Source organism: Afipia dichlorophenoxyacetatis, assembly GCF_055386385.1.
The window spans coordinates 3,965,495-3,984,873 of the sequence record NZ_AP029250.1 but is presented as its reverse complement, the minus strand read 5'-3'; the positions used below and the strand labels follow the sequence as shown (position 1 = coordinate 3,984,873).

The following is a 19,379-nucleotide window of genomic DNA, read 5'->3' as shown; positions in this document are numbered from 1 at the left end:
TAGCGATTCGCTGGCTGGAGCCGTCTTTTCTCAAAAATGAGATCATGGGACGCCCGGCCGCAAGGCAAAGGACGGATGCGCCTTCCATGGAACTGAAGCTTTACGACACGCTCACCAAGCACAAGCAGCCGTTCCGGCCGCTCGATCCGCAAAACGTGCGTATGTATGTCTGTGGACCGACGGTCTACGATTTTGCACACATCGGCAACGCCCGCCCGGTGATCGTATTCGATGTGCTGTTCCGGCTGCTGCGGCAGGTCTATGGCGAAAGCCATGTCACCTATGTTCGCAACATCACGGACGTCGATGACAAAATCAACGCAAGGGCGTTGCGTGATTTTCCCGATCTGCCGCTGAATGAGGCGATCAGGCGAGTCACTGAAAAGACAGCTGCTCAGTTTCATACCGACGTGGCGGCGTTGGGCTGCTTGAAGCCGACATTTGAGCCGCGCGCGACTGAATTTGTCTTGCCGCGCCCTGACGGCAAAACGGACATGGTCACCCTGATCAAGCAACTGATCGCGCGCGGACATGCCTATGAGGCCGCAGGCGAGGTACTGTTCGATACGTCGTCGATGCCGGACTATGGAATGCTGTCAGGCCGCAAGCTCGATGAACAGCAGGCGGGCGCCCGCGTTGCGGTTGACGAGCACAAGAAGAACGCGGCCGACTTCGTGTTGTGGAAGCGCTCATCGGACGAGGAGCCTGGATGGGACAGTCCATGGGGTAGGGGACGCCCCGGCTGGCATATCGAATGCTCGGCGATGAGCGCTGCTTATCTCGGCGAAGTTTTCGATATCCACGGTGGCGGTCTCGATCTTATCTTCCCTCATCATGAAAACGAGATCGCGCAATCGCGATGCGCTCATGGCACGCATACCATGGCGAATATCTGGATGCACAACGGCTTCCTGCAGGTCGAAGGTGAGAAGATGTCGAAGAGCGTCGGCAATTTCGTCACCATCAATGAGCTGCTGCAGGATTGGCCCGGCGAAGTGGTGCGCCTCAATATGCTGAAAACACACTACCGCTCGCCAATCGACTGGACAGTCAAGAGCTTGGAAGAAAGTGCCAAGACGCTTGATGATTGGTATGAGGTTGCCGCTGACAGCAAGGGAGAAATCGCATCTGAGGCGGTTCTCGATGCGCTGTCCGACGATCTCAATACGCCTCAGGTTGTCGCTTTGTTGCATGGTTTGCGCAACGCTGCGGGACAAGGTGACGCGAAACAGCGCGAAGAATTCGCTGCGTCCTTGCGCTTGCTTGGCTTTTTGTCCGAGAGTGCAGCGGGATGGAAAGCCAAGAAACAACAGGCGAGCGGCATCGACGCCGATCGCGTCAACAGCCTGATTTCAGATCGCACGGCCGCCCGTGCCCGCAAGGATTTCAAGGAGTCTGACCGCATCCGCGACGAACTCGCCGCGATTGGGGTCGTCATCAAGGATTCGAAAGAAGGAACCACTTGGGAGATCGCGAGATGACAAAGCCGGACACTCCGTTTCCGAAGCATTGGCGTTATTACATCGTGATCAAGTGGGTTGTGATTGCCGCTGCTGTCGTGATCGCACTCAAAGTATTCGGAGTCTTCTAACGTCATGGGACAGGCGCTTCCCAAGGTTGGCTTGCGGCCACTTCTTCCCGTGGACACTGCGGTGCTTGCTGCGATTTTCGTCGCAAGCGTCGAGGAGTTGACCGAGGACGACTATTCGGAGGCGCAGCGCGAGGCCTGGGCCAACGTCGCTGAGGACGAGGAGAAATTCGGCAAGCGTCTCGCCGGCCAGTTGACCCTGGTCGCGACCATCCAAAGTTCGCCCGTGGGCTTCATTTCCGTGAAGGGCAATGACCACATCGACCTGCTGTATGTTCATCCGGGCTTTGTTCGGCAAGGCGTCGCTACGGCGCTCTGCGATGCGATCGAGAAATTGTCGGCCGCGCGTGGCGTGACCTCTCTCAAAGTGGAGGCCAGCGACACGGCTGAGCCGTTCTTCGCAAAGCGCGGCTATGTTGCCGAGCAACGCAACACAGTTTCGTTGGGTGACGAATGGCTCACCAACACCACGATGAGGAAAGCTCTCGGCGGTGACGGCGCGCGTGGCGAGGCGCCCGGCAGGCCGTCATGAGCCGCGAACGACTTTATCTGTTTGACACGACCCTGCGCGACGGTGCGCAGACCAATGGCGTCGATTTTACGCTGCATGACAAGCAGATTATCGCCACCATGCTCGATGAGCTCGGCATCGACTACATTGAGGGCGGTTATCCGGGGGCCAATCCTGCCGACACCGAGTTTTTTTCTACCAAGCCGAAATTCGGTCATGCGAAGTTCACCGCATTCGGGATGACGCGCCGTGCCGGCCGCTCTGCATCGAACGATCCGGGTCTTGGTGCGCTTATCGAAGCAAAGGCCGATGCAATATGCTTTGTTGCGAAGTCGTCGGAATATCAGGTCCGTGTCGCGCTTGAGACCACCAATGAGGAAAACCTCGCGTCGATCCGTGACAGTGTCAGTGCAGCAAAAGCTGCAGGCCGCGAAGTGATGCTCGATTGCGAACATTTCTTCGATGGCTACAAGGAAAATCCGCAATTCGCGTTGGCCTGTGCGAAGACTGCCTACGACGTCGGGGCCCGTTGGGTTGTGCTTTGCGACACCAACGGCGGCACCATGCCGAATGAGATAGAGGCGATCGTCGCTGAGGTCGTCAAACACATTCCGGGCGACCACGTTGGTATCCATACCCACAACGACACGGAACAGGCCGTAGCGAATGCGCTGGCTGCGGTTCGTGCGGGTGCGCGTCAAATTCAGGGCACGCTGAACGGGCTCGGCGAGCGTTGCGGAAACGCCAACCTTTGCTCGCTGATTCCGACGCTGAAGCTGAAGAAGGAATTTGCTGAGAAGTTCGAGATCGGCGTGTCGGCGGAAAAGCTCGCGACGCTGGTTCATGCCTCGCGCGCGCTTGACGATATTCTCAACCGGGCGCCGGATCGTCACGCGCCCTATGTCGGTGAGAGTGCGTTTGTCACCAAGACGGGTATTCACGCCTCTGCGGTGCTGAAAGATCCGCAGACCTACGAGCATATCGCGCCTGAGGCCGTGGGTAACCATCGCCGGGTGCTGGTGTCCGATCAGGCGGGGCGGTCCAATGTCATTGCGGCACTGGAGCGCGCCAATATTCCATTCGACAAGAACGACCAGAAGTTCACACGGCTTGTCGAAGAGATGAAGGAGAGGGAGGCCGCCGGCTACGCGTACGAGTCTGCCAATGCCTCGTTCGATCTGTTGGCGCGCCGGACGCTCGGTAAGGTTCCGGACTACTTTAATGTTGTGCAGTTCGACGTGAACGTCGAACAGCGCTACAATTCCCTCGGCGAGCGTGTCACCGTGGCGATGGCGGTGGTGAAGGTTGATGTCGCCGGAGAGAAGTTGATTTCCGCGGCGGAAGGCAACGGTCCTGTCAATGCGCTTGACGTGGCACTACGCAAGGACCTGGGAAAGTATCAGAAGTATATCGAAGGCCTGAAGCTCGTCGATTATCGTGTGCGTATCCTCAACGGCGGCACCGAAGCGGTGACCCGCGTGCTCATCGAAAGCGAGGATGAGCAAGGCGAGCGCTGGACGACCGTCGGGGTCTCGCCCAATATTATCGACGCGTCATTCCAGGCGCTGATGGACTCGGTGATCTACAAGCTGGTGAAATCGAACGCACCGACGTGAGGAGGTCTGATGATCGATCATGTCTCTGTTGGGGTTTCCGATCTCGAGCGCGGCACAAAGTTCTATGAAACTGTGCTCGCACCGCTTGGTATGACCAAGCTGGTTGAGCGACCCACCACGATCGGGTTTGGAAAAAACTATCCCGAGTTCTGGATCAATCTTCGCGCTGGCATGAAGCCGGTCCCGCTTGAGTGTGGAACGCATATCTGCCTGCGTGCGCCGACAACGGCTGCGATCGAAGCCTTCATGCAGCCGCGTTAAAAGCGGGCGGGCAGTCCAGTGGAGCGCCTGGCCCGCGTCTAGAGTATCATCCGAGTTACTATGCGACGTTCATCGTCGACCTGGACGGCAATCGGATCGAGGCCGTGACCTTTTTGAAGGACAAGTCCGGCTGATAGCTAGCTCTAGATTAGAGCCGGCTTGCGACTTTGTCGTCCATCAGCTTGGTCGCTTCAGGAACGCGGGTTGCCGCCTTTTCCAGGATCGGCAAAATGTCTTCGACATGTTCCGCGGTCAAAATATCCACCGACAGATTCGCGCGAATGAACGCCGTATCCTTCATGTGATCGAGCAGCACGAGCAGGGGATTCCAGAAGCCTTCGATGTTGGCGATGAGGATTGGCTTGGTGTGACGGCCAAGCTGGGCCCAGGTCATCTGCTCGACAAGCTCTTCTAGCGTGCCGATGCCGCCGGGAAGCGCCACGAACGCGTCGGAGCGATCGAACATGAGCTGCTTTCGCTCATGCATGTCCTTCGTGACGATCAGCTCCTGCGCACGTTTCAGCGCGTTCTCGCGCGCGGTCAGGAAGTCCGGGATGATGCCGGTCACCGTACCGCCGTGGTCGAGCGCGCCTGTCGCGACAGCGCCCATCAGGCCAATCGAGCCGCCGCCATAGACGAGGCCGACACCGTTCTCGGCAAGGGCCTTGCCGAACGCTGTGGCTGCTTTGACGAAACCGGGATTAGTGCCAGGGCCGGAACCACAATAAACGCAAACATTCTTGATAATTTTCATACTTTGCGATGTGGCATCGCATTGCGACATCGTCAAGACGGCCGCATTGCGGGATTATGGGCTCAGGAAATCAGGCGGGGAAAATCATCCCAAGGCGAGGTGGGATTGGAAAGAATTACCACCAAAAAGGGTGCGAAACGGACCTAAAGCCTCTATATGGGGCGCATGACAATCCGTGAACAAAAAGAGATTGGCGGCCGCGAACGGCTGCCCTATGTGACCGGGACGGCCAATGGTTGATACGAGCGCTTCGTCCCCCGCGGCTTCCGCCGCCGCTGCTGAAAATGCCATCGCAGACTTGAAAGCCGAAAAAGCAACGCTGTTCGGAACGCTGGCGCGCCTGTGGCCGTATATCTGGCCAGGTGACCGCTTCGATCTAAAGATGCGTGTCGTTTGGTCGATGGTGTTGCTGTTGATCGCCAAGCTGGCAACGCTCGCTGTGCCGTTCACCTTCAAATGGGCGACCGACGCATTGACCGGGGCGGACACGGCGCCTGTGCAGGCGTCAAACTGGACGCTGTGGCTGTTCGCATCGCCGCTGCTCTTGACTGCCAGCTATGGCGGCACGCGTATCCTCATGGCGGTGCTGACGCAGTGGCGCGACGGCATCTTTGCAAAGGTGGCGATGCATGCGGTGCGCAAGCTCGCCTACCTGACTTTTATCCATATGCATGAACTGTCGCTGCGCTTCCATCTGGAGCGCAAGACCGGCGGTTTGACGCGTGTGCTGGAGCGTGGTCGCACCGGCATCGAGACCATCGTGCGTATGGTGATCCTGCAGCTCGCACCCACCATCGTTGAGCTTGCATTATTGATGGCGGTGTTGGTCTGGCAGTTCGACTGGCGTTATGCGCTCGTCACGCTCGCGACTGTCGTGATCTACATGTACTACACCTACATCGCGACGGAATGGCGGATCGAAATTCGCCGCAAGATGAACGACTCCGATACGGAGGCAAACACCAAGGCCATCGACTCGCTGCTCAACTATGAGACGGTGAAGTATTTCAGCGCGGAAGATCGCGAGGCAACGCGCTACGATAAGTCGATGGAGCGCTACGAGCGCGCGAGCGTCAAGACTTACACCTCGCTCGCCGTGCTCAACACCGGACAAGCCATCATCTTCACCCTCGGCCTCTCTGCGACGATGATGATGTGCGCCATGGGCGTACGCAACGGCACCAACACCGTGGGCGACTTCGTCATGGTCAACGCCATGATGATCCAGCTTTATCAGCCGCTCAACTTCATGGGCATGGTGTATCGCGAGATCAAACAGGCGATCATCGACATCGAGAAGATGTTCGGCGTGCTTGGCCGGAGTGCAGAGGTAAAGGATATTCCAGGTGCGCAGCCGCTGCATGTGTCGGCAGGCGTTGTCCGGTTTGACAATGTGCAGTTCGCTTACGATCCCGAGCGGCCCATCCTGAAGGGGCTCAGCTTCGAGGTCCCGGCGGGTAAAACCGTTGCCATCGTCGGTCCGTCAGGGGCGGGGAAGTCCACCATTTCGCGGCTGCTGTTCCGCCTTTACGACGTGAGCGGCGGACAGATCACGATCGATGGCCAGAATATCCGTGCGGTTACACAGGCGTCGCTTCGTGCTTCGATCGGTATGGTGCCGCAGGATACCGTGCTGTTCAACGACACCATCCGCTACAACATTCGCTATGGCCGTTGGGATGCGACCGATGCGGAAGTCGAAGAGGCCGCGGCCATGGCGCAGATCGATGGCTTCATCCGCAGGTCGACACACGGCTACGAAACCGAAGTCGGCGAGCGCGGTCTGAAGCTATCGGGTGGCGAGAAGCAGCGCGTGGCGATTGCACGCACCATTCTGAAGGGGCCTCCGATACTGGTTCTCGATGAGGCGACGTCCGCGCTCGACAGCCACACCGAGCACGAGATTCAGGACGAACTTGAGAAGGTATCGCGCAACCGCACTTCACTGGTCATCGCGCATCGGTTGTCCACGATCGTTGGCGCAGATGAGATTATCGTGCTGGATCAAGGACGGATCGTCGAGCGTGGCACGCACTCACGCCTTCTGGCGGCAAACGGCCTTTACGCCAGCATGTGGAACAGGCAACGTGAAGCTCAGGAAGCGCGCGAGAAGCTGGCGATGATGGCCGATGAAAACATCGCGCTGAATCGCGCACCTCCACAGATCGACGATCCGTTGGTCGCTGCAGAATAATCTGTATTACGTTTAAACACAGGTCAGAATTTTATGTCTGTCGTCAATTCCATTCGCGCGCAAATCCCTCCGATCCATCCGGAAGGCTATCCGTTTATCGGTGGCTTTGCGCTCGCCAGCCTGATCCTGTTCTGGATCTGGACGCCACTGGGCTGGATCGGATGCGGGTTGACTATATGGTGCGCGCTGTTCTTCCGCGATCCTGTCCGAGTCACCCCAACCCGCGAAGGCCTCGTTGTCTCGCCAGCTGACGGGCGTGTCTCCATGGTGGTGCAGGCTGTACCGCCAGCGGAATTGGGGCTGGGCGACAGGCCGCTCCCACGCGTTTCCATTTTCATGAGCGTTTTCAACTGTCATGTGAACCGCAGCCCGGTGGCAGGCCGGATCGACCGAATCGCCTATCGCCCCGGGAAGTTCCTCAATGCCGATCTCGACAAGGCGAGCGAGGACAATGAGCGCAACTCGCTGGTGATTTCGACCCCGGCCGGCCGGATCGGCGTCATCCAGATTGCCGGGCTGGTTGCCCGGCGCATCGTATCTTTCGTGCGGGAAGGGCAGACCCTGGCGGCTGGTGAGCGCTTTGGCTTGATCCGCTTTGGATCGCGCCTGGACGTCTATCTTCCAGAGGGGGCCAAGGCGCTGGTGGCCGAGGGACAGACCGCCATTGCCGGCGAGACCGTCTTGGCAGACTTCCGCCTCGGCGATGGCGGACGGACGTACCGGGTCGATTAACCACGCCTGTGGCAGGAACGGAAAGCCTTCGACCGTCGTGGCGGAGGCGGGCTGACTTGTTATATAATGGGTTATGCCCATGGTTTCTGATCCAAGATCGCCCGATCTCCGCCGCCGCCGGTTTCGCCAGATTCCGATCCGGATGCTGGTGCCTAACGTCATCACGTTGCTGGCGATCTGCGCCGGACTAACCGCAATCCGCCTCTCTATCGAGGGGCGCAACGAACTGGCCCTGGCGGCGATTGTTTTCGCCGCAGTGCTCGACGGCATCGATGGCCGCGTGGCGCGCATGATCAAGGGGCAATCCCGCTTCGGCGCCGAGCTCGACAGTCTCGCAGACTTCGTCAATTTTGGCGTGGCGCCTGCTCTCATTCTTTATTTCTGGCAGCTGCACGATCTCAATAATGTCGGCTGGATCGCCGCGATGATCTTCGCGATCAGCGGCGGGCTGCGTCTGGCGCGCTTCAACGCCACGATGGACGATCCGAACAAGCCGCCGTTCGCCGCGAATTATTTTACCGGCGTGCCGGCGCCTGCCGGAGCGATTTGCGTGCTGTTGCCGATGTACCTCGTGCTCATCGGGGCTCCTCAACTCCCAGCCACACTGACCGCTATCTATACGTTGACGATTGCCTTCCTGATGGTGTCACGGTTGCCGGTCTTTTCCGGCAAAATGATCGGCGCCAAAGTCGCGCCTGACATGGTGCTGCCCGTGGTCGTACTGGTCGTCCTCTTCATCGCCATCCTGATCAGCTACCCGTGGCATCTTTTGACCGGCGGCTCGCTTCTCTATCTCATCTCCCTGCCTATCGGATGGAAGTCCTATCGCGACCATGAGCACCGGGCTCGTGCGGCGGCGGCTTCAAGTGATGCCGGCCGTCAGGAGGCTGCGCCGGACTTCAGCGCGCCTGCAGCAGCTGAGCAGGACCAGACGGATCGGCCGTCGCGCCTGAACTGACGGCCAATCATTAGCGCGATCGTTAGGAGATTCTTAAAAATCTCCATGACGCGCTTTGGGCGATCGCGATCGTCATTTGCGGTTGTCCGAGTACTTCGCTCGATAACCTTTACGCGAATTTAATTGCATCGACGCTAGGGTCACGCTGCGCGTTTCAGAACGAGGCGCGCCGTAAATGCGTTGGGGTGCTTCTATGGATATCACTACCGCTGCCGGCCTTATTGCGGGGCTCATCGTTGTTTCGACACTTATTCTTCTGGGCGGCGACTTCCGAGCCTTCTACGATACCCACGCGCTTATCGTTATCGGCGGCGGCTCGTTTGCCGCAACGCTGATCCGCTTTCCTTTGGTCGCTATCCTCCATGGCATGCCGCTGGGATTGAAATTCGCCTTCACCATCCGCAGCACCACGTCGCGCGAGCTGGTCGATGAGCTGGCGCGTTTGGCCGAAGTCGCCCGCAAGCAGGGGCCGGTTGGTCTTGAAAAGGTCGAGACAGACGACGCGTTCCTTGCCAAAGGCATCCGCTATGTCGCTGACGGTTACGACATGGAGTTCATTCGCGACAACCTTGAGCGCGATCGCGACAACTTCCTGATGCACCTCGACGAGGGACAGAAGATCTATCGCGCTATCGGCGACTGCGCTCCGGCGTTCGGCATGGTCGGCACGCTCATCGGCATGGTGCAGATGTTCTCCAACATGTCCGACGCATCCAAGCTCGGCCCCTTCATGGCTGTTGCGCTGCTTGCGACACTGTATGGCGCGCTTGTGGCCAACCTGTTCTGTCTCCCACTTGCCGACAAGCTTCATGTCAAACTGGCCGACGAGGAAACCAACCGCACCCTGATCATCGACGGCATCCTGATGATTCGCGATGCGAAGTCTCCAACGCTCGTCCGTGAAATGCTGCTGGCCTATCTTCCGGAAAAGCACCGCCATGAAGCGGGCGAGCCGGTTCCGGCTTGATCTCATAACGCTGAGGCAGGAGACAGGTCATGGCCAAGAAAAATCGTGGCGGGCATGGCGGCGGTCACGGCTGGTTCGTCACGTTCGCCGATCTGATGGGCTTGTTGATGATGTTTTTCGTCGTGCTCGTCGCATTTTCAAATCAGGACCAAAACAAACTGAAGGTTGTTGCGGGCTCCATGCGCGACGCGTTCGGCGTTTCGATTCAGCGCTACGCGGGGATCATTGAAGTCGATGGTCTGCCGACGCGCGCCAGGATGAAGAACGCCGCTCATATTCCCCCGGAAGAGGCATCGTCCACTCCGACGCCAGACCAGGATGACAAGAACAAAATTGTTGGCGCGCAGATGAAGACCGATCGCGAATTTGCGCTCGCGTCAGCATCGCTGCGACAGGCTTTGCAGGACATGCCGGAAATCACCGAGGTGTCCAAGAACATCATGTTCGAAGAAACCAAGGAGGGGCTCAATCTTGAAATCGTCGATCAAGACGGCCGCTCGATGTTTGCCGAAGGGTCGAAACAGCCGTTGGAAAGAACGCGGCGACTGATCCAACGGCTCGCCGCGCCGCTGCGAATGACTCCGCTCCGCGTGTCGGTTGTTGGTCATACCTCGGCCAGCTTCGTTCCATCGCGATCGGGATACGATGCCTTCGATCTGTCGTCCGATCGCGCCAATGCCGTGCGTCAGATCCTGGAGCAGGAAGGCTTGCCGACGTCACACGTCTTTGCGGTATCGGGCAAGGCCGACACCCAGCCGCTCTTCCCGGATGACCCGATGCTGGCAGCAAACCGGCGGGTGACCATCACCTTGATGCGGGAAGATCCGCCGCTGCCTCCCAATCTGAAGCCATAAGATTTATCACTACTATTATACCTCTTGCGCTGCCGGTGTCCCGAATCCGAAGTCTAACTCATGCGCAGCGCGCTCCGCAGCGGACTTTGGATTCGAGGGGGCGCTAATAAGTATATGATTCTAAAACACTTTAGTGTTTAGACGTTCGCTGGCAGGTCTCGCAGGAAAAATCGGGCGAACCTCTGAACCACCACTAAGAAGAACCTGATCTGCATTGTCGCAGGTGCCATTTGGGTTGGGGTGATATAAGAAGCCCCACCTCAAATCGATCATGGTCCGTCAGGATCAAAGAAACACCATAGGCGTTCCCTCGATATGGCGGCCAGCGAGACATCGGCTGAAGCTGCGCACGAAGTCCCGGTAAGGACCGGCTTTTGGGCGCTTGCTTTCGGCAGTATCGGCGTCGTGTTCGGTGATATCGGCACGTCGCCCCTGTATGCCTTTCGCGAGGCGGTCCACAACGCAGCCCATGGCGGGCCTGTGTCGCGCGAGATCGTGCTGGGGGTGCTATCGCTGATTTTATGGTCGCTGATTGTCGTCGTGACCATCAAGTATGTGCTGCTGCTGCTGCGGGCCGACAACAACGGGGAGGGCGGCACGCTATCGTTGATGGCGCTCGGTCAGCGCGCGCTCGGCCGGCGAAGCTGGCTCCTTCTCGCGCTGGGTGTTGTCGGCGGCTCGATGTTCCTGGGCGACGCCATGATCACGCCGGCTATCTCCGTGCTCTCGGCCGTTGAAGGTTTAAAGTTGGCGGCCCCCGCGCTTGAACATTATGTTGTGCCGCTGGCGATCGTGATCCTCGTTTGTTTGTTCGCCGTACAGAGCCGTGGAACGGCGCTGGTTGCAAGCGCCTTCGCTCCCGTGATGATCATTTGGTTCGCCACGCTTGGCGTCCTGGGCTTGATGCACATCAGCGATGATCCCACCGTGATGTACGCCATCAATCCGGTCCACGCGGTCGGGTTTCTGCTGACTCACGGCGTGATCGGCCTGGTTATTCTCGGCGCAGTATTCCTCGCCGTCACGGGTGGCGAGGCACTTTATGCCGATCTGGGGCATTTCGGACGCAAACCGATTCAGGCCGCCTGGTTCTTCTTTGTGCTGCCCAGTCTGCTCATCAATTACTTTGGTCAGGGTGCACTGGTCCTGTCTCATCCGGGGGCAGTCGAAAACCCGTTCTACCGCATGGTGCCGGAAAATGTTCTGGTGCCGTTGATCTGTCTGGCGACGGCCGCGACGGTGATTGCCAGTCAGGCAGTGATCACAGGGGCATTCTCGTTGGTACGTCAGGCGATCCAGCTCGGATTGCTGCCCCGTTTCGAGGTCCGCTACACCTCGGAGGCGCACGCCGGGCAAATCTATTTGCCGCGTGTGAATATCCTTTTGCTGATCGGCGTGTTGCTGCTGGTTGGTCTGTTCCGGACATCGAGCGGACTGGCGTCGGCCTACGGCATCGCGGTTTCAACCACGATGGTTGCTGACGGCATCATGTGTTTTGTTGTGATCTGGAAGCTGTGGAATTGGCGCGCGGCCGCGGCTGCTGCGTTGATTGCGCCACTTGTTGTGGTCGACCTGACGTTTCTGGCAGCTAACTTACTGAAGCTGCTTCAGGGAGCGTGGGTGCCGCTGCTGTTCGGTCTGATCATGGTGATGATGATTTGGACCTGGCGCAAGGGTGCCGCGATTCTGATCGACAAGACCCGCCGTACCGAAGTGCCATTGCGGGATTTGATCCAAAGCCTCGAGAAACGGCCGCCGCATATCGTCAAGGGAACTGCGGTCTTTTTAACCAGTGACCCGGAATATGTGCCGACCGCGCTGTTGCATAACCTGAAGCACAACAAGGTTCTTCACGAGCACAATGTCATCCTGACCATTCACACGGCGGAGACACCGCGCGTGGATATTTCAGAGCGCGTCAAGATGGAGCGCATCAGTGACAAGTTTTCCACGGTACGCCTTAAATTTGGCTTTATGGAATCACCGAACGTGCCAAAGGCCTTGGCGATTGCCCGCAAGCTCGGATGGCAGTTTGACATCATGTCGACGTCATTTTTCGTGTCGCGGCGGTCTTTGAAGCCGGCAGCGCAATCCGGAATGCCGCTTTGGCAGGATCACCTGTTTATCGCAATGAGCCGTTCGGCTAATGACGCAACCGACTACTTCCAGATTCCGACGGGACGGGTCGTGGAAGTCGGTACGCAAGTCACTATCTAACCCCGGAAAATTGAACCGGCTGATATGCGCAAACGTTTAACCCTTGTGGATGCTCTCGCAGTGCGTCCGCGTGAATTTACCGGTATACTTCGTTGTCTGCTTAAGGGCAGCGAGGGTTGAGGCACTGATCCATGACCACGGACACATCAATGACCGCCGTAGATACGCCGGCGGCAAGCGGCCATGGCGAGACGCATTCAACGGCTTCACTCAGTGCGCTAATGCTCGGCAGTATCGGTGTTGTCTACGGGGACATCGGCACCAGTCCGCTTTATGCCTTCCGTGAAGCGGTGGCTGCAGCCGGTACAAAGGCGGACGTCATTGAACCCTTCGCGGTGCTTGGCGTCCTGTCATTGATCCTCTGGGCGTTGATCGTCGTCGTGACCCTCAAATACGTCGTGATCCTGTTGCGGGCCGACAACAACGGGGAGGGCGGCACCCTGGCGCTCATGGCGCTGGCCCAGCGTGCGCTGAAGTCGAGCAGCGGGTTGATCGTTATGCTCGGCATTATCAGCGGCGCATTGTTCTACGGCGATGCCGTCATCACACCTGCGCTCTCAGTGCTGTCGGCCATCGAAGGCATGAAGCTCGCAACCGCGGCTCTGGATCCCTACGTCGTTCCCTTGACGGTCATCATCCTTATGGCGCTGTTTGCCGTTCAATCGCGCGGGACGGCACGGGTTGCTGCATTCTTTGGTCCGGTCATGTGTCTCTGGTTTGTCGTGATCGCCGTTGCGGCCGTACCGCAAATCCTGCTGCATCCGGAGGTGTTACGAGCTCTCAACCCGACCTATGCCGTATCGTTCGTCCTCCACCATGGCGTGATCGGGCTAGTAACACTGGGCGCCGTTTTCTTGGCGGTGACCGGCGCAGAGGCGCTCTATGCGGATCTGGGCCATTTCGGCAAACGCCCAATTCAGACCGCGTGGCTGAGCATTGTCTTGCCGTCGTTGGCGCTGAACTACCTCGGGCAGGGGGCGCTCGTCATCGGCAATCCGAAGGCGATCGAGAACCCGTTCTATCTGATGTTTCCCGACTGGGCTCTTGTGCCGATGGTGATCTTTGCGACCATCGCAACCGTCATTGCCAGTCAGGCGGTTATCACCGGTGCTTATTCGCTGACTCGCCAGGCGATCCAACTCGGTTTGATGCCGCGGTTTGAAATCACTCACACGTCTGAAACGCATTCCGGTCAGATCTATATTCCGCGCGTCAACATGCTGCTGTTCATCGCGGTGCTGATGCTGGTGGTCGTATTCCGTTCCTCCAGCGCGCTCGCTTCGGCTTACGGCATCTCGGTGACGGGGACGATGGTCGTCACGGCGATGATGGGTTTTGTGGTGATCTGGAAAGTCTGGCGGTGGCATCCTCTCGCGGCTGCCGCTTTGATTCTGCCGTTCCTCGTGATCGACCTAACTTTCCTGACGGCCAACCTGCTGAAAATTTTCGAAGGCGGGTGGGTGCCCCTCGCACTCGGCGGCCTTGTCATGCTGTTGATGTATACGTGGCGGCGCGGCAGTCGGCTGCTCTATGAGAAGTCGCACAAGCAGGAAATTCCTCTGACCGATCTCATCGGGATGTTGGCAAAGAAGCCGCCGCAGCGCGTGCCAGGTACGGCGGTGTTTTTGACGAGCAACCCCGACTACGCGCCGACAGCGCTCATGCACAGTCTGAAGCATTACAAAGTGCTGCATGAGAAGAATGTTATTCTCACCATCGAAACCGCGCCGACTCCGCGCATCGATCCGTCGGAGCGCGTGCGGCTTGAAGAGGTGAGCGAGATGTTCTCGAAGGTCGTGCTCAAATTCGGTTTCATGGAATCGCCGAATGTGCCGCGGGCCCTTGTCATCGCCCGCAAGCTGGGCTGGCAGTTCGACATCATGTCGACTTCGTTTTTCCTGTCGCGCCGTGCCTTGAAGCCCGCCGCCCAATCCGGAATGCCGCGCTGGCAGGATCACTTGTTTATTGCCTTGAGCCGCTCCGCCAACGATGCCACCGATTACTTCCAGATCCCAACCGGGCGGGTCGTTGAAGTCGGAACGCAGGTCACTATCTAGCTGCGCGAAAGCTTGATTTTCCCGTCATAAAAAGGGAGTTTGCGGCATCCATGCACCTCCCGGAGGCTTAAATTGTCAGACCATAAAGTTCACGATTTGGCTCCGGCCGACGTTGCCAAGGGCATTGCCGAAGGGCGTTATCTGTTGATCGACGTCCGGGAGCCGAATGAAGTTGCGGTCGAAGCCTATCCTGACGCGGTGGTGGTACCGCTCTCAACTTTTGACCCTTCCGACATTCCCGACCCGCAGGGCAAGACGATCGTTTTCGCCTGCCGTTCTGGCAAACGTTCCGTGACCGCGTCGCTGGCTGCGCAGGCGGACGGCAAGCCTTATGACTCGCATCTTGCCGGCGGCATGCTGGGTTGGAAGGCTGCTGGCCTGCCGACGAAGACGGGCGGCTGATTTTTCGATGAACAAGATATTCGCGGACCTGCCGGTCACAATCTTCGAGGCCATGTCGCAGGCTGCGCGTGACCTCAACGCCATCAATCTCGGCCAGGGATTTCCGGATGACCCGGGTCCGCTGGACATTCGTGAAAAGGCGGCCGACGCCGTCTTGAACGGCTACAATCAATATCCTTCCATGATGGGGATCCCTGAACTTCGTCAGGCGATTTCGACCCATTATGCGCACTGGCATGGCGTCCAGCTCGACCCCATGACGGAAGTCATGGTGACCTCCGGCGGAACGGAGGCACTGGCGGGATCACTGCTCGGCTTGATCAAGCCCGGCGACGAGGTGCTGGTGTTCCAGCCGATGTACGATTCTTACGTGCCGATCATTCGCTTGGCGGGCGGCATCCCGAAATTCATTCGCCTCGAGCCACCGCATTGGTTGCTACCGGAAGAAGCGATCCGTCGCGCGATTACGCCGAAAACGAAGTACGTCGTTCTCAACAATCCATTGAATCCCGCCGCTGTAGTATATCCGCGCGAAAACCTGGAGATGCTTGCGCGGATCTGTCAGGAGTTCGACCTGATCGCGGTTTGCGACGAGGTCTGGGAACATGTGGTCTTCGACGGATTGCAACACATTCCTCTGATTTCGCTTCCGGGAATGCGCGATCGCACTGTGAAGGTCGGCTCTGCCGGAAAAATCTTCGCGCTGACCGGGTGGAAAGTGGGCTTTGTTTGCGCCGCGCCGCATCTCCTGCGCGTGTTGGCAAAAGCTCACCAGTTCCTGGCCTTTACTACAGCGCCGAACCTTCAGGTCGCGGTGGCCTACGGGCTCGGCAAATCAGACGATTACTTCTTCAACATGCGCGCAGAACTGGCGCGCAGCCGCGACCGGTTGAGTGAGGGATTGTCACGGATTGGTTTTCCTGTCCTGAAATCGCAGGGCACATATTTCGTCAATGTGGACCTTGCTCCGCTTGGGCTGAACGAGACTGACGAAGCCTTCTGCAAGCGTCTCGTCACTGAGCACAAGGTCGCGACGATTCCTGTGTCAGCTTTCTATGAAGAGGATCATGTGACGTCGGTGGTGCGGTTCTGCTTCTCAAAGAAGGACGAAACGATCGACACGGCGCTGGAACGACTGTCGCGTGTGCTGAATGGCTGATTGAGACGACGAAAGAAGGCTGATGGGCATGGGGATTGCGAAAGGACTACGCCTGGTAGCTTTGATCGCAGGCGTGCTGACGGCGTGTTCAGCGCAAGCCCAGCAGCGAACGGTCAATTTCTACAATTGGTCGAACTACATGGCGCCGGGCGTCCTTGACGACTTCACCAAGGAGACCGGCATCAAGGTTGTCTACGACACATTCGATGCCAACGAGACACTCGAAACGCGGTTGCTTGCGGGCAAGTCCGGCTACGATGTGGTTGTCCCGACAGCCTATTTCCTGCAGCGTCAGATCGCGGCGAATATCTTTCAGAAGTTCGACAAGACCAAGCTGCCTAATCTCGCCAATGCTTGGCCCGAGGTGACCAAGCGTCTCGCGATCTACGATCCGGGGAACGCCTACGCCGTCAACTATATGTGGGGCACCACGGGCATAGGCTATAACGTCAAGATGGTTCGCGACATCCTGGGGCCGGACGCAAAGATCGATTCCTGGGATATCGTGTTCAAGCCGGAGAACTTGGCGAAGTTCAAGGATTGTGGAATCCAGATGCTGGATTCCCCTGACGACATTCTGCCGGCGGCGCTGAACTATCTCGGGCTTGATCCGAATTCGACCAAGCAGGCGGATCTTGAAAAGGCGGCTGAGCTGGTCAGCAAGATACGGCCTTATGTCCGCAAGTTTCACTCGTCGGAATATCTGAGTGCGCTGGCCACCGGCGAGATCTGCTTCGTGGTGGGCTGGTCCGGAGACATCAAGCAGGCGCAGAGCCGGGCTGCGGAATCCAACAACGGCGTTGAAATCGGTTACGCGATCCCCAAAGAGGGCGCGCAGATGTTCTTCGACAATTTCGCCATTCCGGCGGATGCGAAGAATGTCGCCGAGGCCTACGAACTCATCAACTATCTCTACCGTCCGGATGTTGCGGCCAAGAATTCCGACTTTCTGTCTTATGCAAACGGCAATCTCGCCAGCCAGAATCTGATCAATCCGAAAGTCTTCGATGATAAGACGGTTTATCCGGACGATACGACACTTGGTCGGCTGTTCGTGATTACCGCGCGCGATCCTGCGACGCAGCGGATCATCAACCGGATATGGACGCGTGTGAAAACCGGCCGCTGAGGAGACGCCGTCTCAGCGCCAACGGCGGTGCAGCCAGAGCCATTGCTCGGGGGCTTCGCGAATCCAGCCTTCGATCACCGATGTGATCGCTTGCGTCGTCCCTTGTACGTCGACTTTGCCGTCGGCATCACGAACCGGGACGACTTCGTCCGAGACCTCGATACGGAAGCGATGGTTCGGTAACCGCATGACACGAACGCCATGGATCGGGACGTCGACCTGACGGGCGAGGCGTGCGAGCATGGGATTGGCTTTGGCTCGGCGGCCGAAGAAAGTCACGTCCACACCGCGTCCGAAATGTTGATCGACCAACATGCCGACGTGCACGCCGTCCTGAAGGGCCTGCGCAAGTCGCAAGGGGGCGTCGTGCGTGGTTGCAACCATCGTTCCCATGTTCACCGCGCGGATGTCCTGAATGGCGCGATCGACAGCGGCGATGTTCGGCCGGCGAAAGAGCACAGCCGATTCGAGCCCGTACGCTGGCGCGGCGAGGGCAGGCAATTCCCAATTGGCAAGATGACTTGCGAAGACGAGCGCACCCTTGCCGTCGTCGCGCAATTTTAGAAATTTCTCGATGCTGCCCGGCGCGGGTTCGATACGGCCCTTCTCGGGATTTTCAGGATCGAGATCCCAGATGTGATCAATGTGGGCAAATTCTGCGGCGACGCGTCCGAGATTTTCCCATACGCCCGTGAGGATCGTTTCGATTTCCTCAGGCGACTTTTCCGGAAATGCCGCAGTCAAGTTGGCGCGGCCGATCTTGTGTTCTGGCAGCCATGGTCCGATCCCGCGCGTCACGGATGCAAACGTGTCTGCGGTGCGCTGCGGATCGAAATAACGTGTCATGCGCAGCACGCCAACCGCGATGCTACCCACGACCGCGCCCGTCACGGGCTTTACGGCATCGCGCAGGCCGGCCTTGGCGCGTAAGAAAAGACGCTTCATCAGAATGTGACGATGATCTTGCCGAAGACCTGCCGGCTTTCCATGCGCTTGAGTGCGGATGCGACATCGCTGATCGGCACTTCCATATCGATGACCGGCTTCATGCCCGCGGCGATCTTGTCGAGACTGTCGGTGATGTTGCGCATGGTCGCGCCGAACGAACCGAAGATGCGGTACTGTTGCTGGAACAGTTGCATCAGGTTGATGGTGGTTGTCGGTCCCGATGTTGATCCGCAGGTTACCAGACGCCCGCCGCGCTTCATGCTCAGCAGGGAGCCGTTGAAGGTATCCGCGCCGACGTGTTCGAAGACGACGTCGACGCCTTTCTTCTTGGTGATCTTGCGGGTTTCGCCCTCGAAACGATCCTTGCGGTAGTTGATGACGTGGTCGGCGCCGAGCGCCTTCACGCCTTCGATTTTCGAGTCATCGCCCACAGTGGTGATGACGGTGCAGCCGATGGCTTTCGCCATCATGATCGCGACCGTGCCGATGCCTGAGCCACCGGCATGCACCAGGACAGTCTCACCAGGCTGGAGTTTCGCGTTGTCGAACAGCATGTGCTGAACGGTGGAAAAGGCGATCGGTGCGCAGGCTGCATCGCGGTCGCTAACACCATCCGGAACCGGAATGACGAGCCGTTCCGACAGGTTCATCAACTCGCGGGCAAATCCGTCGACATGGAAACCCATGATGCCGGCAACGTTTTCACAGAGGTTGTCACGGCCTTCCTTGCAGGCCGGGCAGGTGCCGCACGTCAGCGCGCCGTACATCACGACCTTCTGGCCCGGCTTGAAGCGTGTGACGCCTTCGCCGACCGATGCGATCTCGCCTGAGGCTTCGGCGCCGACCACAAGAGGCAGCTTACGCTTGGCGAAGGCCATGCCGCGATAGCCCCACACGTCGATATGGTTGAGTGCGACGGCCTTGACGCGGATCTGCACTTCGCCAGCGCCCGGCGGTGGCGGGGGCGGGACGTCTGCGACCACCAGTTCGCGGTCGGCAACAAGGCTAAGCGCACGCATCACTGCGTCTCCA

General features: G+C 58.5%; 16 protein-coding genes and 1 pseudogene. 14 read left to right on the top strand and 3 right to left on the bottom strand.

Going from position 1 to position 19,379, the window contains the following annotated elements; genetic code table 11:
• Positions 1-86: 86 nt before the first annotated feature.
• The 4 genes and pseudogenes from cysS (at position 87) to ACZ5C3_RS18690 (ending at position 4,110) form a co-directional block, all read left to right on the top strand.
• Positions 87-1,481 (top strand): cysteine--tRNA ligase, encoded by a 1,395-nt coding sequence (gene cysS, locus ACZ5C3_RS18705; protein WP_464032016.1) that lies wholly within the window; start codon positions 87-89, stop codon positions 1,479-1,481.
• A 114-nt stretch (positions 1,482-1,595) separates the two neighbouring features.
• Entirely contained in the window at positions 1,596-2,120 is a 525-nt protein-coding gene (locus tag ACZ5C3_RS18700; protein WP_464032014.1) for a GNAT family N-acetyltransferase, read from the top strand.
• Positions 2,117-3,715, top strand: a complete 1,599-nt coding sequence (cimA, locus tag ACZ5C3_RS18695; protein ID WP_464032013.1) for a citramalate synthase — start codon at positions 2,117-2,119, stop codon at positions 3,713-3,715. The genes ACZ5C3_RS18700 and cimA overlap by 4 nt, the downstream gene beginning before the upstream one ends.
• 9 nt (positions 3,716-3,724) lie before the next feature.
• Positions 3,725-4,110: pseudogene (locus ACZ5C3_RS18690) on the top strand (VOC family protein).
• A 14-nt stretch (positions 4,111-4,124) separates the two neighbouring features.
• Here the strand turns inward: ACZ5C3_RS18690 and ACZ5C3_RS18685 are convergent.
• The gene (locus ACZ5C3_RS18685; RefSeq protein ID WP_464032012.1) at positions 4,125-4,730 is read right to left on the bottom strand and encodes an LOG family protein; all 606 of its coding nucleotides are present in this window, start codon (positions 4,728-4,730) and stop codon (positions 4,125-4,127) included.
• 232 nt (positions 4,731-4,962) lie between these two features.
• Here ACZ5C3_RS18685 and ACZ5C3_RS18680 point away from each other — a divergent pair, with 232 nt between their 5' ends.
• The 10 genes from ACZ5C3_RS18680 (at position 4,963) to ACZ5C3_RS18635 (ending at position 17,399) form a co-directional block, all read left to right on the top strand.
• Positions 4,963-6,924, top strand: a complete 1,962-nt coding sequence (locus ACZ5C3_RS18680) for an ABCB family ABC transporter ATP-binding protein/permease (protein ID WP_464032010.1) — start codon at positions 4,963-4,965, stop codon at positions 6,922-6,924.
• A gap of 33 nt (positions 6,925-6,957) precedes the next feature.
• On the top strand, positions 6,958-7,656 hold the full coding sequence (locus ACZ5C3_RS18675) for a phosphatidylserine decarboxylase (RefSeq protein ID WP_464032009.1): 699 nt from the start codon (positions 6,958-6,960) through the stop codon (positions 7,654-7,656).
• Between the two features lie 79 nt (positions 7,657-7,735).
• On the top strand, positions 7,736-8,614 hold the full coding sequence (gene pssA, locus ACZ5C3_RS18670; RefSeq protein WP_464032007.1) for a CDP-diacylglycerol--serine O-phosphatidyltransferase: 879 nt from the start codon (positions 7,736-7,738) through the stop codon (positions 8,612-8,614).
• Between the two features lie 193 nt (positions 8,615-8,807).
• Complete coding sequence (locus ACZ5C3_RS18665) at positions 8,808-9,581, top strand: motility protein A (RefSeq protein WP_464032006.1); 774 nt, start codon at positions 8,808-8,810, stop codon at positions 9,579-9,581.
• Between the two features lie 29 nt (positions 9,582-9,610).
• Positions 9,611-10,435 (top strand): OmpA/MotB family protein, encoded by an 825-nt coding sequence (locus ACZ5C3_RS18660; protein ID WP_464032004.1) that lies wholly within the window; start codon positions 9,611-9,613, stop codon positions 10,433-10,435.
• A gap of 315 nt (positions 10,436-10,750) precedes the next feature.
• Entirely contained in the window at positions 10,751-12,652 is a 1,902-nt protein-coding gene (locus ACZ5C3_RS18655) for a potassium transporter Kup (RefSeq protein WP_464032002.1), read from the top strand.
• 131 nt (positions 12,653-12,783) lie between these two features.
• Positions 12,784-14,709 (top strand): potassium transporter Kup, encoded by a 1,926-nt coding sequence (locus ACZ5C3_RS18650; protein ID WP_464032000.1) that lies wholly within the window; start codon positions 12,784-12,786, stop codon positions 14,707-14,709.
• Between the two features lie 72 nt (positions 14,710-14,781).
• Entirely contained in the window at positions 14,782-15,111 is a 330-nt protein-coding gene (locus tag ACZ5C3_RS18645) for a rhodanese-like domain-containing protein (RefSeq protein ID WP_464031998.1), read from the top strand.
• A 7-nt stretch (positions 15,112-15,118) separates the two neighbouring features.
• Positions 15,119-16,270, top strand: a complete 1,152-nt coding sequence (locus ACZ5C3_RS18640; RefSeq protein ID WP_464031996.1) for an aminotransferase — start codon at positions 15,119-15,121, stop codon at positions 16,268-16,270.
• Positions 16,271-16,298: 28 nt separating this feature from the next.
• Positions 16,299-17,399 carry a polyamine ABC transporter substrate-binding protein gene (locus tag ACZ5C3_RS18635; RefSeq protein ID WP_464031994.1) on the top strand — a complete coding sequence of 367 codons (1,101 nt, stop codon included), beginning with the start codon at positions 16,299-16,301 and terminating at the stop codon, positions 17,397-17,399.
• Between the two features lie 12 nt (positions 17,400-17,411).
• Here ACZ5C3_RS18635 and ACZ5C3_RS18630 read toward each other — a convergent pair whose 3' ends face one another.
• Together ACZ5C3_RS18630 and ACZ5C3_RS18625 are read right to left on the bottom strand one after the other, a co-directional pair.
• Positions 17,412-18,344 (bottom strand): lipid A biosynthesis lauroyl acyltransferase, encoded by a 933-nt coding sequence (locus ACZ5C3_RS18630; RefSeq protein ID WP_464031993.1) that lies wholly within the window; start codon positions 18,342-18,344, stop codon positions 17,412-17,414.
• On the bottom strand, positions 18,344-19,366 hold the full coding sequence (locus ACZ5C3_RS18625) for a zinc-binding dehydrogenase (protein ID WP_464031991.1): 1,023 nt from the start codon (positions 19,364-19,366) through the stop codon (positions 18,344-18,346). Before ACZ5C3_RS18625 ends, ACZ5C3_RS18630 begins: the two co-directional genes overlap by 1 nt.
• Positions 19,367-19,379 lie beyond the last annotated feature (13 nt).

Bases quoted from the DNA above. Each gene is read 5' to 3' on its own strand.
- ACZ5C3_RS18675 (WP_464032009.1), top strand. From the start codon at position 6,958: ATGTCTGTCGTCAATTCCATTCGCGCGCAAATCCCTCCGATCCATCCG.
- ACZ5C3_RS18655 (WP_464032002.1), top strand. From the start codon at position 10,751: ATGGCGGCCAGCGAGACATCGGCTGAAGCTGCGCACGAAGTCCCGGTA.
- cimA (WP_464032013.1), top strand. From the start codon at position 2,117: ATGAGCCGCGAACGACTTTATCTGTTTGACACGACCCTGCGCGACGGT.
- ACZ5C3_RS18625 (WP_464031991.1), bottom strand. From the start codon at position 19,366: ATGCGTGCGCTTAGCCTTGTTGCCGACCGCGAACTGGTGGTCGCAGAC.
- ACZ5C3_RS18665 (WP_464032006.1), top strand. From the start codon at position 8,808: ATGGATATCACTACCGCTGCCGGCCTTATTGCGGGGCTCATCGTTGTT.
- cysS (WP_464032016.1), top strand. From the start codon at position 87: ATGGAACTGAAGCTTTACGACACGCTCACCAAGCACAAGCAGCCGTTC.
- ACZ5C3_RS18635 (WP_464031994.1), top strand. From the start codon at position 16,299: ATGGGGATTGCGAAAGGACTACGCCTGGTAGCTTTGATCGCAGGCGTG.
- ACZ5C3_RS18685 (WP_464032012.1), bottom strand. From the start codon at position 4,730: ATGAAAATTATCAAGAATGTTTGCGTTTATTGTGGTTCCGGCCCTGGC.
- ACZ5C3_RS18700 (WP_464032014.1), top strand. From the start codon at position 1,596: ATGGGACAGGCGCTTCCCAAGGTTGGCTTGCGGCCACTTCTTCCCGTG.
- ACZ5C3_RS18680 (WP_464032010.1), top strand. From the start codon at position 4,963: ATGGTTGATACGAGCGCTTCGTCCCCCGCGGCTTCCGCCGCCGCTGCT.
- ACZ5C3_RS18650 (WP_464032000.1), top strand. From the start codon at position 12,784: ATGACCACGGACACATCAATGACCGCCGTAGATACGCCGGCGGCAAGC.
- ACZ5C3_RS18630 (WP_464031993.1), bottom strand. From the start codon at position 18,344: ATGAAGCGTCTTTTCTTACGCGCCAAGGCCGGCCTGCGCGATGCCGTA.
- ACZ5C3_RS18640 (WP_464031996.1), top strand. From the start codon at position 15,119: ATGAACAAGATATTCGCGGACCTGCCGGTCACAATCTTCGAGGCCATG.
- ACZ5C3_RS18660 (WP_464032004.1), top strand. From the start codon at position 9,611: ATGGCCAAGAAAAATCGTGGCGGGCATGGCGGCGGTCACGGCTGGTTC.
- pssA (WP_464032007.1), top strand. From the start codon at position 7,736: ATGGTTTCTGATCCAAGATCGCCCGATCTCCGCCGCCGCCGGTTTCGC.